The organism is Mycobacterium sp. NGS66 (genome assembly GCF_059812225.1).
In genome coordinates this window covers 194020-209193 of the sequence record NZ_JCALCG010000009.1, presented here as the reverse complement: position 1 = coordinate 209193, position 15174 = coordinate 194020, and the positions used below count along the sequence as shown (strand labels likewise).

Below are 15174 nucleotides of genomic sequence, written 5' to 3'. Positions count from 1 at the left end.
ATGATCATTGGCATCGTCTTTTGGGTCGTCGCCGTCGTCGCCGTGCTGGCCGGGGCAGCGGTCTTCAAAGTCAATTCGATGGCTCGCGCCACCTACGCCCTTGCCGTCTCGTTCGTCGCCGTCGGCGTCGCGGTGTTGTTGTTGCAGCAGAACTACATTGGCGTCATCACGATCTTGATGATGGTGATGGAGATGGCGGTGATGGCGGTGTACATGGTCATGTTCATGGGCATGAACCCGGCGCTGATGCCGATGAGCATGGTGCACGACAAAAGGCGCGCGCTGGCCGCGGCCGTCGGAACGTTCGCCGTGCTGGCGTCCGGGATACTGCTGACCGACTGGCCGTCGCGGCGCGGCGCACCGCCTCAGATGGTCACCGTCGCGCTCGGCGAGGAGTTGATGGGACCCAAGATGCTGGCCATGGCGGTGATCAGCCCGGTGATGGTGGCCACCATCGTGGCCGGGGTCGTCCTGGCGGCTCACCGCAGTCGCTACGACCGGTTCGGCGATGACCTCAAACACAGACCTGCCCGCGATCCACAACCCGGTGGAGTTGGCCGGTGACGCTGCAAACGGTCCTGCTGGTGGCTTCGGCGATATTCGCCGTCGGGCTCTACGGCGCGCTCTCCCAACAGGTCGTGGTGATGGTGATGATGGGCCTTGAGTTGATGATCAATGCCGTCATTGTTGGCGCCGGCGGGTTTTGGTGGTTTTCGGCTCCCGCACCCACCGGACAGGTGCTGCTGCTGGTGATCATTGCCGCGATGACGGTGGAGATGGCGATGGGTTTCGCGGTGGCCGCTTTGCTGCATCGCGAGCGCCGAGCCGACATGACCGACATGGCCGCCGACTTGGCCGGATGAACGGGGTGACCGCACCAGCGCAGTTGGCTCTGTGGTTGCTGATCCTGCTTCCGGCTGGTGGCGGCGCGGCGTTGCTGCTTGCCCGCCGTGCCGACCGGTTCGCGGGGGCGATCTCGGTGGCGGCGTCGGCGGTTGTCGTGGGGTTGTCGATCGTGGTGGCCGTTGCTCGACCCGCCGTGGGTGTCGCGTTTGTCGCCGGGGCGCAGTTCGCGTTGTCCGTGGATAACCTGGCGGCGGTCGTGGTTCCCGCGGTCGCGGTAGTCACCCTGCTGGTGCTGATGTTCGCCGGCGCCGAGATTCGGGTAGCTGCGGGCCGATTCCACGGTTTGATGCTGGTGTTCGCCTCTGCGGCGATCTTGACGGCGACCGCCGCGACGGTGCCCGCGCTGCTGCTGGCGTGGGAGGTGATGGGGGCGGCGTCGTATGCGCTGATCGGGTTCTGGTGGCGCGATGACTTTCGGATGTCGGCGGGGCTTGCCGCGTTTGTCACCACCCGCACCGCCGACCTGGGGCTGTATCTGGCTGCCGGCGCGGCGCTTGCCGGCGGCGCGGGTCTAGCGCTGGCAGATCTGTCCCACGCAACCACCCTGTGGCGCAACGTTATTGCCTTCGGGGTGCTCATCGCCGCCCTGGGTAAGGCGGCGCAGCTGCCGTTCTCGTTTTGGCTCTCGCGGGCGATGGAGGGTCCCAGCCCGGTCAGCGCGTTGCTGCACTCGGCCGCGATGGTGGCCATGGGTGCGTACTTGTTGCTGCGCGTTGAGCCGCTGCTGGCGGTCACCGGATGGGCCGCGGAGGCGGCGGCCTGGACCGGCGCCGTCACCGCGGTGCTGCTGGGTGCTGTCGCGGTGGCCCAACGCGACCTCAAGCAGTTGCTGGCCGCCTCCACCGCGGCGCAGCTGGGGTTCGTGGTGCTGGCGGCCGGTGTGGGGGCGATCGGTGGCGGCGCCGCGCAGCTTGTCGCCCACGCCTTCACCAAGGCCGGGCTGTTTCTCGCCGCCGGGGCGTGGCTTTCGCTGCTGGGCACCAAAGTACTTGACCGGCTACGCGGGGTCGCCCGCCGATGGCCGCTGGTTGGGTGGTGCGCCACCGTCGCCGCCGCGGCGCTGGCGGGAATCGCGCCGCTATCGCTGTGGGCCACCAAGGACGCGGTGCTGGCGGTTGCGCTGGATCACTCGGTCGGCCTCTATGCGACGGGGTTGGTGGCCGCGGCGCTGTCGGCGGCCTATGCCGCGAAGATCCTGGCTGCCGTGTGGGGCACGCCGACGCCCACGGCGGATCCGGTGACACCAAACCGTAAGGCGCTCAATGCCTTTGAGAAGCTGCCTCTTGTTGTGTTGGCTGTCGGCGCCGCCGCTGCGGGGGTGCTGGCCGTGCCGACGTTCAGCCATGCCCTCGACAACGGGGTGGCCGCGCGTCCAACGGTGCCTGAACTGGCCGCCTCAGCGCTCTTGGCGCTTGTGGTCGTCGCCGCGGTGGGTCGCTGGGGGGTGCCCGAATCCCGGTGGGCCGCCAATTGGCTTGGCCTGGAACGGGTAGCCAACGGCCTGGTCGTCCGGCCGACGATGCGTCTGGCTGCGGTGCTGGCCCGATTCGACGACCACATCCTTGACCGGGCCATCGATCGGATCGCGGCCGGATCGCTACACGCCGGCAGGTGGGCGGCCCGCATCGATGACCGCGGTGTCGATGCGGCCGTGGAGGCGGTGGCGACGCGGATGCGTCGGCTCGGGGACCTGGCGCGCAGACCGCAAACCGGCCAGTTGCACCAGTACTACCTCGCCGCGGTGGTGGTGGTTGTGCTCGGTGTCCTGCTTCTCGTGACCGTGAGGTGAACGTGCTCAGTCTGATCGTTTTTCTGCCGCTGGCCGCCGCGGTAGGTGTGCTTGCCGTACCGGCAAGCGCCGACGCGGTGGCCCGCTGGGTGTGGGTCGCCGTCACCGCCGCCGATCTGGCGCTGACGGTGCTGATCTGGGCACGCTACACGCCACCAGGCCCCAACGGCCTGGCTTTCGAGGAACGGGCCCGCTGGATCCCGGGGGTCAACAGCAGCTACCACGTCGGCGTCGACGGGTTGTCCCTGCCGCTGGTGGTCATGACCGCAGTGATCTTTTTGGCCTGCGCGCTGTTTGGACTGCGCGGGCGCGACCGGACCCGGGCGCAGGCGGCCCTGTTTTTGTTTTTGCAGACCGTGAGCCTGGGTCTGTTCGTCGCCGCGGACCTGATCTTGTTCTTCGTGTTTTTCGACCTGTCGATCGTGGCGATGTACTTCGTGATCGCCGGCTGGGGCCACGGCGACGCCGGTCGCTCAGCGCTGAAGTTTTTCCTGTATACCTTTTTGGGTTCACTGGCGCTGCTGGTGGGCTTCATCGGCCTCTACGTTGCGGCTGATCCGCACACGTTCGACATGGTCGAACTGGTTGCCACTACCCCGCTGGCCGGCAGCCCGCTAGTCGGTGGGCTGGTCCTGGCGGCGATCCTGGTTGGTCTGGCGGTCAAGACGCCGACGGTCCCATTCCACACGTGGCTTCCCCCGGCCCATACCGACGCGCCGGCCATCGGCTCGGCGGTGCTGGCCGGGGTGCTGCTGAAGATGGGCACCTACGGTTTCGTGCGGATCGCGATGCCGATGCTGCCGCAGGCGTGGCGCGCCTGGGCGTGGGTGATCATCGTCGTCGGCATCGTCTCGGTGCTCTACGGAGCGCTGGTTGCGTTAACGCAGAACGACTTCAAGCGGATGGTGGCCTACACCTCGGTCAACCACATGGGCTACATCGTGGTGGCGGTCGGCGCCGCGGGCCTGCTGTCGGCGAGCACCGCGGGCGCGCGTGCGGTGGCGATCACCGGTGCCGTCACGCAAATGGTTAGCCACGGTTTGATCACCGGGGCGCTGTTCTTGCTTGCCGGGGTGTTCTACGACCGCGCCGCCAGCTATGACATGAACGCCTACGGCGGCCTGGCCGCACCGGCCCCGAAATTGGCGGGCCTCTTTGCGGCTGGTGCGTTCGCCTCCCTAGGACTGCCGGGATTTTCGGGCTTTATCGCCGAATTCCAGATTTTCACCGGCAGCATCGCCGCGGCGCCACTGACCGCCATCGCATTGCCGGGCATCCTGATCACCGCAGCGCTTTTCCTGCGGGCCCTGCAGCGCATCTTCACCGGCAACACCCAAGGCCACTCGCAGGGCTTTGTCGATCTGCACCCGTCCGAAATCGGTTCGGCGGGAATGCTTCTGACGCTCTCAGTTCTAATCGGTGTCCTTCCGCGGCCCTTGCTGGATCTGATCGAGCCGGCCTCCCACACGCTCATCGGGCTGGTCGGGAGATAGCCGGTGAACCCAGAGACCGGGATGCGCCCGCTGCTGATGTTGCCGGAGATGCTGATGTTCGGCGGTGGCCTTGTGGTGCTGTTAAGCGGATCATTTCTGCCCCGGCAACGACAGTGGTGGGCTCGAATCGTTTCCGCCGCAATGCTTACTGGTGTCATCGCCGTCACGGTGATCGGCATGGCGGGTCCGGATCAGACCGCATTCGAGGGCCCCTTCGCCGTCGACGCCGCCACGACGGTGGCCCGGATCGCCGCCGCGGCCGGTGTGCTATTGGTTCTCGCGATAGCCGGAGACGAAGTCAAAGCAACGGCCCGCGAAAGCGAAACCTATGCGCTGCTGCTCTTTTGCACTGCCGGCATCCTGGTGCTGGCCGGAGCACGCGACCTGCTGGTCCTGGCGGCCGGATACCTGCTCGCCAGCATCCCTCTCTACGGGCTGATCGGGCTGCTGCGCACCGCGCTGGCCGCCGAGGCGGCGATGAAGACCTACCTGATCGGCGCTCTGTTCGGCATCACCCTGCTGGTGGGTATCACCCTCCTCTACGGGATCACCGGCAGCACCCGCTACGACGAGCTGGCCGCGCGACTCGGCGACGCACCAGCGGGAGTGGTCGCGGCTGGCCTGGTGGCCCTACTGGCAGGACTGATGTTTGAAGCAGGCGGCGTCCCCGCACATTTTTGGGTTCCCGACGCCGCCGAAGGTGCCAACGGTGTAGCGGCCATCTTCTTGACCACCGTGCCCAAGATCGGCGCGCTGGTGGCGCTATATCGCCTGGCTAACATTATGCCGCACACCGTGGCCTGGCCCCTGCTGGTCGCGATATTGGCAGTCGCCAGTATGACTTTGGGCAACCTGGCCGCCTACTGGCAGCATGATCCCCGCCGACTTTTGGGCTGGTCGACCGTCAGCCAAGTCGGCTACCTACTCGTGCCGATCGCCGTCGCCGGCCGCAGCGGCCTAGCGTTGCCGTCGCTGCTGTTCTATCTAATCGGCTACACCTTGACCAACAGCGCTGCGTTCGCGGTCAGCACCGCGCTGCCCGATCGACGCAGCCTCACCGCCTACCGCGGCCTCGGCCACGCCCAGCCCTGGCTGGCCGCAGCGTTGACAGTGGCCCTGCTCGGCCTGGTCGGCACCCCCCCAACCGCCGTCTTCGTCGGCAAACTCACCACGGCCACGGCTGCCTGGGACGGCGGTCAAGCGTGGTTGGCGGTGGTGGTATTCGTCAACAGCCTGACCAGCCTGTTCTACTACCTGCGCTGGATCATCCCAATATTTCAACGGTCCGACGACACGCCAACGGGCTCGACGCCCAAAAGATGGTCCACCGGCACCGCGATATGTGCCGCCGGCCTAAGCCTCGTCCTCGGTGTTGCGGCCGGTCCGGTCTGGGAGGTTCTCACCACCACGCCGATGCGGTAACCGACAGCGTGAATCGCGTTGTGCCGGCTAACTGCAGCCCCTTGGGATACGTGCGCGGGCTAGCCGCATCATTGGGTAAAGGCGATCGAGTGTCTTCGGCGTTCAGCCGTTACCCCTGGCGGGGCCGGGTCAGGGCTGATCCCGACCAGCCGCAGTTGTTGAGCAGTGCCGATATATATATCCCTCCCCGCACTTGGTTGCCAGGTGGACGTCAAAGCTGTGGCGATGAACCCCGATCTGATCTACTATCTCGGTACATAGATAGTAGAACCTGGCCCTCCGATGTCCAGCGAAGGGGAGTGACTAAACCCAACCGACTTCGACAATGAGTTGTTTCGAGTCCACCGCATCGACAGAAATGAAGGAAATTTGGGTAGCGAAAAGTCAAGGGGGCATGATGACGATTGGGCATAGCAGCGACGGCATGAATTGGGTCGGGTGCACATTGATGATTTCAGTGACCGCAGCGTTTTGGGTAGTCGTCATCGTCGCCCTCGACGCCGCAATCCGCCGTCTCCTAAGTCAACGCAGCAGCCCAGCCGGCTCGACAGGGTCGAATTCGACGCGACCCGGAGACGCATCCGCGGAACCTGTTGCTAGCAGGGGCATTTACGATCACGAGTTTCAACAGCGGTGGATGTAGCCACGCCAGTGGCGCTGGTCGTCTTCGTCTGAGGGTTTAGGCGGTCGGCGGCGATCGCCAAGCTCGGTGATACGGCGATAGAAGCTGAGGATGGGCTTAGCGCGTCCGACTAAGAGACAACATGTCGGGTGATGGGAATGTCGGCCAACTTGGACATAAGCATCGACATGGACATGTCAACCGGCACAGTGAGTGCAGCCGGTGATTTCCGTAAAACGCGAGCTTGCCGCGAAAGTCTCAGGCACATTGTCGAGACCATGCAATCCCACATCGAGCAGGATGCTGATGATGCTGTATGCCGAAGGTCTGCCGGCCACTCGCGTGGCGGGCCGGTTGGAAATGCGGTCCCTACTTGCCAATAGTTCAGAGAGGCGAGGTAACTGCGACATGTCATTACCCTGATGCAACTGGGCCGCCACCGCGGCGTCCGGTACCCCGGCGTAGCGAGCAAGCAGGACCGACTAGCGCAGGCGTGACAACGTGGTGGATGAACGCGTTCACCGTCGCACTTTCAGCGCCGAAGTTCGGCATTCCGCCGGTGCGAGTCTAACGCCCACAGCATCGACGGCGATGACCGCTGTAACAGCTTGTCCGCCAGGCAATTAGCCCCGCGCGGGAGTATTAGCGCGAGGGCATCGGCATGCTCGGCATCGGGGACATGCTCGGCATTGGAGACATCGAGGGCATGCCCGGCATCGGGCTCATGCCCGGCATGGAAGGCGGCGAGGTCATGCACGGCATCTTTTTCATATCGTCGTTCATGGTTTTCATCTTGGCTTCCATCGATGCACAACAGTCTTTCTTGGCGGGGTGCCAGCTCGGGGGGGCGAACAGCATAAACAGGCCGGCTCCGATGATGAATACTCCGACAGCGATCCCGGTGACGGCGAGGGTTGGGTAAAGCCAGCGCATCTTAGCCGGGCGCGTCGTCGTTGAGTGTGCGGAGCCTGTGCCTGAAGTGCCTGAAGTCGGTTGATCTGCCGCTGGTTGATCCCGTTGCGTCATCGTGAACCTTCCTTAACCCATTCAAGTATTTGCAATACTGTACTACTTAGTAGGTCAGTAAATAAATGGCCCTCTCATACTCATCACTACCTAACAACAGCCGGGCTTACATGCCAGCGCAGCAGGGCGTGGGAAATATCAGGAGGTACACACCGGCCGTGATAATGAAGATGCCGACCGCGATGCCGACCACGGCCAGGGTCTGGTATAGCCAATGGCCGCGATGCGAGGTGGCGGGGGCGGGGGCGGGGGCGGTAATTGTCATCGGAGTTCCTTTCCCAGCGGCAAACTTTCACGAGCTACTGTACTACTTAGTAGCTTAGTATAACGACGGGCCGCCCAGGGGTCGACGGCGACTCGAGGCGAACAGGAGTGCCTGTTGGCTACGAAAACTTATGTCGGCCGTCCGTGTGTCGGTGATGCCAGCCCTGCAGAATCGTCCTTCCGCGGGTGTGCACCCGGGCGTTAATGGCCGCCGCTCCCAGCACCGCGTCACCCAAAAGGCATGAACGGCAATTAGTTACGCGACTGCGGGTTTGCGTGCAACGACGCGTTCGACGAGTCCGAGCTTGAACCGCTGTCGCTGTGCGACGTCAAACCCGATCGCCCGGATATGGTTCAACGGTCGACGCCGGAAGTGTTCGCCGGCCAACGGGACGCTGACAATTTCGAGCGCATGCTGCACTACACGCACTACCCGTGAGGTGCTTTCGATGTGGTCCACCAGGATCAGTCGTCCCCCGGGTCGGAGCACCCTGGTCATTTCGGCGAGGGCCTTGGTGTGGTCGGGTATTGCGCAGAGTCCGAAAGTGCACACGACGGTATCAAAGGTAGCGTCCTCGAACGGCAGTGCGTGGGCATCGGCCTGCTGCAGGGTGACCGTGCGCCCAAGGTTGGCTGCGCGGGCGCGGGCAATGTCGAGCATGGCATCACTGAGGTCGATGCCGGTCAGTGTGATGCCATCCGGATAAGCTTCGAGGTTCAGGCCGGTCCCGACGGCCACTTCGAGCACATTGCCGGTGGCCTGCGCGCAGGCCCAGGTGCGCGAGTCGCCGAACAGGTATCGGTCCATGAACTGCATCTGTCTGTCATACGTACGGGATTGTCTGTCCCAGTAGCGATGCCAGCGAAAGCGGTGTGTTGTTGACGTCATCGTGATGCACTCCTACAGCTGCAGCGGGGGTGGACGTTGAACGCTATGGTGCGATGTGATCCGTATAGTTGCCGGTTTGAACATTGCGCAGTCTCACTGTCGAGGCCTCGAGGATTGCCGCTCGGTGCATGGCGGAATCGGAACTTGCGGAATGCCAAGGGTATTGGAGGTGCCACTGCGGGTTGGCCGACTTGTACGCCAGGAGGTTCGGCCTCAGCGGTGCTGCTGAAGCAGCGTTAGCTTGCGCTGGTATTCATCGTCGTCGATCTCGCCGCGGGCAAAACGTTCCGCGAGCAGAGTTTCCGCTTTGCTCAGTCCCCCAACAGCGGCTGAGCCGCTGCCATATGAGGATAGTAGGTACCGTACGGCCAGCACGACGGCGGTGATCAGCAGTGCCCAGAACACGAGCATTACCACCGTCAGCAGCATTGAACCACCCCATAACCAGTCGCCGTGGTGCGACATCATCATCGCCGTACCTCCTTAACTCGTTGACCAAAGCGGCCATCTACGCGATGGAAATCGGTTGCGGCTGAAGTCACGGCATACTCGCGTGTGGCACACAGCCAATTCCTATGCCGGCGTACGGCTATGTCGACACCTGGCCACCGCTACCTCCAGCACAACAGGACACCGGACGCGGCCAGCGCCGCAGTCATGAGGGGCGCGGCGACCATGAGCGCGATCACGCTGACCAGCGCTGCGCGAGCCCGAGCTATCGCAGGGTCCCCCGCCGGCAGTGCGAGGCGGTCGGCGCGCGCCGATACGGCCACATCGGCGGCCGCAAGGGCCCGGGCCGGGGTCGCGCGGCACATGGTGATCAGCCCAGACAGCAACGCGCCGGAGCCGTGTCTGCGGGCCGCGGCGTCGTCGGCGCACATCTCCAATAGCCGCGACACCTGGCTGGCACCTTCGCGCATCAGGGTTAGCCTGGGAAAGACCGCGGCCAGACCGCGAAGCGTGGTGACCACCAACGGGTGGCGTCCGGTCAGATGGGCTCGTTCGTGGGCGAGCACCGCCGCCAACTCGTGTTCATCGAGTGCGGCAAGGGCCGCGCTGGTCACCACGATCGCCGGCGGACGGCCCGAAACGCAGTAGGCGGCGGGTTCAGCGGCCTCCACCACCACGTAGGTGTCTCCGTGAGGATGGCCGACCAGACGCACGGCCTCGGCGTGCGCGCACGCCCGGGCGCGCATCCGCGAAACGGCCCTGGCGAGGCGCACGCTGACGACTGCTGCCAGCAGCGCAACCACCGCCGCGACCACTCGGAGGCTGATGCTGTCGGTCATTACGCCGTGCAGCCGCACCAGACAGGACTCTACGAGCGCTCGCGGGTAATTCCAGTGACTGGCGACCGAGACGAGAATTATCCCTGCTGACGCAAGCCAGGTGAGCAACACCGTGGCGATTGCGGTCAACCAGGCGGCAACCCCAAAACGGGGGGCATGCCCATGGCGGGTCAACTCACGTAATAGTGGCGGTCCGACGACCAGCATCGTCAGGCTGTACAACAGCAGACAGACAGCGGCACTCACCGCTGGCCGCCTCTCATTTCGACCGCCGCCGCCGCAGCGCAGCACGCAGCCGCGCGGTTTCCTCGGGGCCGATCTGTTCGACGAAATGATGAAGCACTAAGTCGGGATGACCGCCGCCGTCGAATGCCTCCCGCATCAGCCGGGCGCTGTGCTGCTCGCGTGACAGCGTCGGCCAATACCGGTAGGCCTTGCCGTCGCGCTCTCGCTCCAGCCAGCCCTTAGTATGCAGGTTGTCCATGGTGGACATGACCGTCGTGTAGGCGATGGAACGCTCGGCCGCAAGATCGTCGAACACCTCGCGCACCGACGTCGGCGTGGCGGGGTCGCGGCTCCAGATTCGGTCCATGACGACCGCCTCTAGCTCCCCGAAGCCTCGAACCCGCACCATGACCTCCCGGTACCGCTGTCGGGTCGCATCCCTGCTTCTGTTGCAGACGCCGACCTGAAGAAATACTTGCTCCGTACGTAGATAGTAATGCAAGCGAAGAGGAAGCGCGCAGGTTTGGCACTTCGCAGCGGCCATGCCGAGGTCTCCCGGCCCCTGGCGTGGGGTCCAGCCTCCAAAACGTTTGTCCCTGACCACAGGGCCACCATCGGGTGTTGGCGGCGTTGATGACTCCAATTCGTCTACACCAATTTATTCGATCAGCCTCAGGCCTACAGCAATTGAGTACCTGACTGCCGGTGATCGCGGCACGCTGCCTGCCCATGCAGCTGGGTTTGTGATTGTGGTCAAGCCCACTCGGGTCTACTATCTACGTACATAGACAGTAGTTGAGGCGGGACACTCTCGCGGCCTCGCGAAGGAATAGCCATGGACAGGAGCTGCGCTGGCACCCTAACTTGCAGGCGACCGAGCGTACCTTCCAGGAGTTGTAAGGCGGTGTGCGACAACAGGACAATACGGGTCTGGGACCACAGTAGACCCGTTCTTAAGTATGTCGCCTGGGGGCACGTGGTCAGCCCGACAAGAGCCAGACCGACGCGATCAGCCAGGCCCGTCGTCGCGTCGACTCCAACGCTGTTCGAGGTGACCCGCTCTGGTTCGCAGCACGCCAGGCTGCAACCAATGGAGTGTCTTTCACCGCGCCTTTTCAGGACTTTGGTCCTGTGGGTATTCAGGACTTTGGTCTCTACCCCAAGGGGGTATTTGTGTCGGATCATTCCGAGATGACGCAAACACCTGAATCCGCCGAATCGCCTACCGAGACAGGGCAACTCCGCCTCTCAGACGGACGATCGGCGCCAGAACTGGCGGCAGAACACCCAATCACAGGCCTCAGAAAGGGTTACGAAATGACTATTAAGTGTCGGCATCGAATCGCACTGGCAGCCGCCAGCGTGGGCACGACAGCCGGGTTGATGACCCTAGCGCTTCCGCTGGTTCCGGGGGCAGGTGCCGCCAATATGCCTGAGAAGCCTTTGGGACCGGTAATCCCTCACTACACGTACTACGGTGCGATCGCCTATTCCCCATCCGGTGCGTGGGGGAAATCGACGAGTTATACAGTGCAGTCACAGGCCAACCGAGTCGCATTGGACCGGTGCGGCCAAGAGGATTGCAAAGTGATCATCAGCTTCGATAGATGCGGTGCGGTCGCCTATGACGGCGTGACCTACCGAGGAGGACGCGGCTCAACGCGTGCCACGGCAGAACGTAAGGCCTTGAACAGGCTGGGCGGCGGGAAGATCGTGAACTGGGTGTGCATGACGAATTACTAGCCCCATAAGACTTTCTGGTGGGGTCCACGTGGTGGTCAAGCGGTCCTTTCGACGCCGATCGTCGCCTGGGCGCCCGCCCGCGTCCAGGCGAGGCGAGCGACTTGAATCCGACCTACTATCTCTGTACCCGGTCAGTAGGTTTGCCGGGTGCGCCTTCATTGCAGAGGAATTGGACGTCCGGGTGGAGACGCGCACACGGTGAAGCTGTATTGGCGCGGAGAGCTGATCAAGGCCTATCCCATCGTGGGGCCCGGCCGCTGGCGCACCGACGCCGTCGAGCGCCTGTCGAGGTATCGCCAAGGCGACCCGACCTGAACACCTTGAGGTGTACGACATATCGCGCGGTCGCTGACGTTCGGGCGTAGGAGGTGAGCGCTCGAATTGTTGACGTCCCCGGCAGGTAAACCGCTGGCAGGATTCAGTATCGGGGTGACGGCGGCACGCCGGTCCGAGGAACTGATTGCCCTGCTGGAGCGCCGTGGCGCTACCATTGTGCACGCTCCGGCCATCCGGATTATCCCGCTCAGCGATGACATCGAATTACGGCGTGTCACAACGCTGCTCGTTGAGACGCCACCCGATGTGGTCATTGTGAACACCGGCATCGGCTTGCGCGGATGGATCGAGGCCGCGTACGGCTGGGATCTCGTCGATGACCTGATCGCCGCGCTGGCCTCGGCGCGCATCCTGGCGCGGGGCCCAAAGGAGTGCGTGGCCATCCACCAGGCCGGGCTCTGCGAGCAGTGGAGTCCGCAATCAGAGGCGACGGCCGAGGTGCTCGATCGGCTACTGACTGACGGGGTGGCCGGTCTGCGCATCGCTGTGCAGCTGCACGGAGCGTCGTCTGAGTGGGCTCCCGATATCGACATCTGCGCTGCGCTGACGTCGGCGGGCGCCGAAGTCACTAAGGTGCCGGTGTATCGCTGGAAGGCGCCCAAGGACAGTCGGCCGATGGATAAATTGATCGCGATGATGGTCCACGGCCGGGTCGATGCGGTGAGTTTCACCAGTGCCCCGGCGGTTTCGGTACTGCTGCAGCGCGCCGAGGCACTTGGGTGTGTGGCTGAGCTCGTCGCCGCGCTGCGTGATCATGTGGGAGCGTTTTGCGTGGGTCCGGTCACGTCGGCGCCGCTGCGTCGGCTGGGAGTGCCGACGGTCCATCCAGACCACTACCGGCTGGGCGAGCTGGTGCAGTTGATAGGTGACGAGCTACCGCGCCGCGCCCGCCGTTTCGTAGCGGGCGGACACCACCTCAGCGTGCACGCCACGACGGTGGCGGTCGACAGCGACATCCGAAGTATCCCGCCGGCCGAAATGGCATTGCTGCGGCGGTTGACGGCCAAGCCCGGTCGGGTGGTATCACAGGAGGAATTTCTCACCGTGTTGCCGGGAGGCGGGGCGGACACGCATGCGGTGCAGACCGCAATGGCTCGACTGCGATCGGCGCTGGGCATGCCGGAGCTGGTCCAGACCGTCGTCAAGCGCGGTTACCGGCTGGCGATCGACCCCCTCGCCTAGTTGTCACGGTGCATGGAAGAGGTTGGCGCACCGCGATTTTCAAAACGTGAGGCGTGGCCATAGTGGTGTCCAATTAGACCGATCCACCGAAACGGCATCGTCGAGGTCCATGGTCAAAGGTTGGCCCCTTGGGAGCGGCAAGTATGGCCACCGACCGGGCGTTGGCGGTGAAGCGGACACGACCAGTGGGCTGAATTGCACCGGCCATTTCCCCGCGTGGTGTAATACTATCTACGTACGTAAACAGTAATAACTAGGCTTCCTGGGGTGGCCCTGTCGATTCGGAAAGGCGAACCATGAGCTCTTCTTCGACGGAAAGGATCGCGCTGCCAGTTGGTGTTGACATCAAGAAGGAGACGGTGATTGGGGGTCGGGTGGTCGACGACTCTGGACAGCCGGTGGCTGGTGCGTTCGTGCGGTTGTTGAATGCGTCCGACGACTTCACTGCGGAGGTCGTCGCATCGGCGACCGGTTGCTTCCGGTTCTTTGCCGCGCCGGGGCCCTGGACGGTGCGTGCGCTGTCCGCGATCGGCAGCGGCCACGCCGTGGTCGGTGCAACTGGCCCCGGCATCCATACGGTCGACGTCGAAATCACCACTTGATCCTGCTTCAACTCTCGTACTGGCCCTTGCAGACGTAGTGCGGCACTGCGCTGCTGGTCCACGTAGACCATCACGATGGCCGCGTCGTACCTATGCAGATGAGCCGGCATCGTCAGCGGCGAATTCGTGAACCGAATTGACATTTGACCCGTGTCGATAGCAGGAGTATCTGATGGCACCGCTCTGCGGGTTCCCCGCTGATCGCAACGTGTACGTGGATGACGACCACCGCTACGCGATGTGGGATGCCGCCTATGTGCTGGGATCCCTGTCTGCCGCCGACCGTCGTGAATTCGAGGCACACCTGCCATGCTGCCCGGCATGCCGGGAGGCCATTGCCGAATTGTCTGGCATGCCGGCCATGCTTGCGCAGCTTGACCCGAGTGCGCTGGCCGCGACCAAGCGGTACGACCACCTATCCGTGATACCGAAAATGTCGCCGCAGGTGCTGCCGACCTTACTGGCCGCGGTGTGCTGGCGACGCCGCCGTTCTCACCTGAGGACCTGGACGGCCGCGGTTGCGGCTGCAGTGCTAGCGGTCAGCATATTCGTTGGTGTCCACGGCCATTTCACGACCTCGTCGCCGACGCAGGCGACCGTGTCGGCGCTGCAAATGTCGCAAGTCGGGACCAAATTGCTGACCTCGACGGTTCGGGTCACCCCTGAGCGCTGGGGAACATCCATCAACATGAGGTCCGACTGCTTGGCTCCATTGGATGCGCCCCACGACAGGCTGGCGATGGTGGTCGTCGGTCGCGACGGCAGCCAAACTCGGCTGGCGACATGGGTGGCTGAGCCGGGCCACACGGCGACACCCGCCGGCAGCATCTCGACATCGGCCGACCAAATCGCCGCGGTGCAAGTGGTTTACGCCGATACCGGCCGAGTGCTGTTGGAGCGCTCCTTTTAGATTGCCGGTAGTCGTAAGTGCCGCTGGCGCGGTCGTCCTGCTATGCCATCGTCCCGAGCCAGGTGAGCAGATGGCCCACCGTGGAGTAGGCATCTCAGCAACCGATATTTCCCCGGATCCGCCAGCGATCACCGTGTCATGGAGAGTGGCGATAAGGCCTTCAGGCTACGAGCCAATAAACTTGTGACGCGGGTGGCCGGCGGTAGCACCCGCTCTGTGCGAGGCACCGAGGCCACTGCAGCGGCGCAGCCCCTAACAAGATCGGTAACCAGGTGAGGGGATGGCCGATTTCTTCGTTGTCGCACAGCCAGTTTCGTTGTCAACAGCGGCCAGGGCACGCAATGAAGCCAGCCAGTGTTGGCTGCCTGCAACGTGGGCGCGGGACGCCGCCTACGCAAGCGCGGCGGATTAAGGAGATGCTTGCAAAGGACTTTCGCGCATTACGACCGGGGATCAATTCCGCGCGTTGGTATTTC

At 63.9% G+C, this 15174-nt stretch carries 15 protein-coding genes; 10 read left to right on the top strand and 5 right to left on the bottom strand.

Going from position 1 to position 15174, the window contains the following annotated elements; genetic code table 11:
• The 6 genes from AC5Y2L_RS17865 to AC5Y2L_RS17840 all read left to right on the top strand — a co-directional run bounded on the left by AC5Y2L_RS17865 (position 1) and on the right by AC5Y2L_RS17840 (position 7154).
• Positions 1-564, top strand: coding sequence for an NADH-quinone oxidoreductase subunit J (locus AC5Y2L_RS17865; protein WP_499936880.1), 564 nt, complete (start codon positions 1-3; stop codon positions 562-564).
• Positions 561-863, top strand: coding sequence for an NADH-quinone oxidoreductase subunit NuoK (locus AC5Y2L_RS17860; protein WP_499936881.1), 303 nt, complete (start codon positions 561-563; stop codon positions 861-863). The genes AC5Y2L_RS17865 and AC5Y2L_RS17860 overlap by 4 nt, the downstream gene beginning before the upstream one ends.
• Before the next feature lie 5 nt (positions 864-868).
• Complete coding sequence (locus tag AC5Y2L_RS17855) at positions 869-2695, top strand: proton-conducting transporter transmembrane domain-containing protein (RefSeq protein WP_499936882.1); 1827 nt, start codon at positions 869-871, stop codon at positions 2693-2695.
• A gap of 2 nt (positions 2696-2697) precedes the next feature.
• Positions 2698-4188: a complex I subunit 4 family protein gene (locus AC5Y2L_RS17850; protein WP_499936884.1), complete on the top strand. Its 1491-nt coding sequence runs from the start codon at positions 2698-2700 to the stop codon at positions 4186-4188.
• 21 nt (positions 4189-4209) lie between these two features.
• A complete protein-coding gene (locus AC5Y2L_RS17845) occupies positions 4210-5610 on the top strand; it encodes an NADH-quinone oxidoreductase subunit N (RefSeq protein ID WP_499937147.1) in 1401 nt (466 codons plus the stop codon).
• Between the two features lie 1283 nt (positions 5611-6893).
• The gene (locus AC5Y2L_RS17840) at positions 6894-7154 is read left to right on the top strand and encodes a hypothetical protein (protein ID WP_499936886.1); all 261 of its coding nucleotides are present in this window, start codon (positions 6894-6896) and stop codon (positions 7152-7154) included.
• Between the two features lie 210 nt (positions 7155-7364).
• Here the strand turns inward: AC5Y2L_RS17840 and AC5Y2L_RS17835 are convergent, their stop codons facing one another.
• From AC5Y2L_RS17835 to AC5Y2L_RS17815, 5 genes are all read right to left on the bottom strand, one after another.
• Complete coding sequence (locus AC5Y2L_RS17835) at positions 7365-7523, bottom strand: hypothetical protein (protein WP_499936888.1); 159 nt, start codon at positions 7521-7523, stop codon at positions 7365-7367.
• A gap of 255 nt (positions 7524-7778) precedes the next feature.
• Positions 7779-8339 carry a class I SAM-dependent methyltransferase gene (locus AC5Y2L_RS17830; RefSeq protein ID WP_499936890.1) on the bottom strand — a complete coding sequence of 187 codons (561 nt, stop codon included), beginning with the start codon at positions 8337-8339 and terminating at the stop codon, positions 7779-7781.
• Between the two features lie 285 nt (positions 8340-8624).
• On the bottom strand, positions 8625-8882 hold the full coding sequence (locus tag AC5Y2L_RS17825; RefSeq protein WP_499936892.1) for an SHOCT domain-containing protein: 258 nt from the start codon (positions 8880-8882) through the stop codon (positions 8625-8627).
• A gap of 140 nt (positions 8883-9022) precedes the next feature.
• Complete coding sequence (locus AC5Y2L_RS17820) at positions 9023-9946, bottom strand: M56 family metallopeptidase (RefSeq protein ID WP_499936894.1); 924 nt, start codon at positions 9944-9946, stop codon at positions 9023-9025.
• 13 nt (positions 9947-9959) lie between these two features.
• Positions 9960-10331, bottom strand: coding sequence for a BlaI/MecI/CopY family transcriptional regulator (locus AC5Y2L_RS17815; RefSeq protein ID WP_499937148.1), 372 nt, complete (start codon positions 10329-10331; stop codon positions 9960-9962).
• Between the two features lie 785 nt (positions 10332-11116).
• Here AC5Y2L_RS17815 and AC5Y2L_RS17810 point away from each other — a divergent pair.
• The 4 genes from AC5Y2L_RS17810 (at position 11117) to AC5Y2L_RS17795 (ending at position 14698) form a co-directional block, all read left to right on the top strand.
• The gene (locus AC5Y2L_RS17810; RefSeq protein WP_499944234.1) at positions 11117-11668 is read left to right on the top strand and encodes a DUF4189 domain-containing protein; all 552 of its coding nucleotides are present in this window, start codon (positions 11117-11119) and stop codon (positions 11666-11668) included.
• A gap of 384 nt (positions 11669-12052) precedes the next feature.
• Complete coding sequence (locus AC5Y2L_RS17805; protein WP_499936896.1) at positions 12053-13186, top strand: uroporphyrinogen-III synthase; 1134 nt, start codon at positions 12053-12055, stop codon at positions 13184-13186.
• Positions 13187-13482: 296 nt separating this feature from the next.
• Complete coding sequence (locus AC5Y2L_RS17800; RefSeq protein WP_499936897.1) at positions 13483-13788, top strand: DUF1416 domain-containing protein; 306 nt, start codon at positions 13483-13485, stop codon at positions 13786-13788.
• A gap of 172 nt (positions 13789-13960) precedes the next feature.
• Complete coding sequence (locus tag AC5Y2L_RS17795; RefSeq protein ID WP_499936899.1) at positions 13961-14698, top strand: anti-sigma factor family protein; 738 nt, start codon at positions 13961-13963, stop codon at positions 14696-14698.
• Positions 14699-15174 lie beyond the last annotated feature (476 nt).

Coding starts and splice junctions, on each gene's coding strand:
- AC5Y2L_RS17865 (WP_499936880.1), top strand. CDS start 1: ATGATCATTGGCATCGTCTTTTGGGTCGTCGCCGTCGTCGCCGTGCTG.
- AC5Y2L_RS17845 (WP_499937147.1), top strand. CDS start 4,210: ATGCGCCCGCTGCTGATGTTGCCGGAGATGCTGATGTTCGGCGGTGGC.
- AC5Y2L_RS17840 (WP_499936886.1), top strand. CDS start 6,894: ATGCTCGGCATCGGGGACATGCTCGGCATTGGAGACATCGAGGGCATG.
- AC5Y2L_RS17835 (WP_499936888.1), bottom strand. CDS start 7,523: ATGACAATTACCGCCCCCGCCCCCGCCCCCGCCACCTCGCATCGCGGC.
- AC5Y2L_RS17830 (WP_499936890.1), bottom strand. CDS start 8,339: ATGCAGTTCATGGACCGATACCTGTTCGGCGACTCGCGCACCTGGGCC.
- AC5Y2L_RS17825 (WP_499936892.1), bottom strand. CDS start 8,882: ATGATGATGTCGCACCACGGCGACTGGTTATGGGGTGGTTCAATGCTG.
- AC5Y2L_RS17810 (WP_499944234.1), top strand. CDS start 11,117: ATGACGCAAACACCTGAATCCGCCGAATCGCCTACCGAGACAGGGCAA.
- AC5Y2L_RS17800 (WP_499936897.1), top strand. CDS start 13,483: ATGAGCTCTTCTTCGACGGAAAGGATCGCGCTGCCAGTTGGTGTTGAC.
- AC5Y2L_RS17795 (WP_499936899.1), top strand. CDS start 13,961: ATGGCACCGCTCTGCGGGTTCCCCGCTGATCGCAACGTGTACGTGGAT.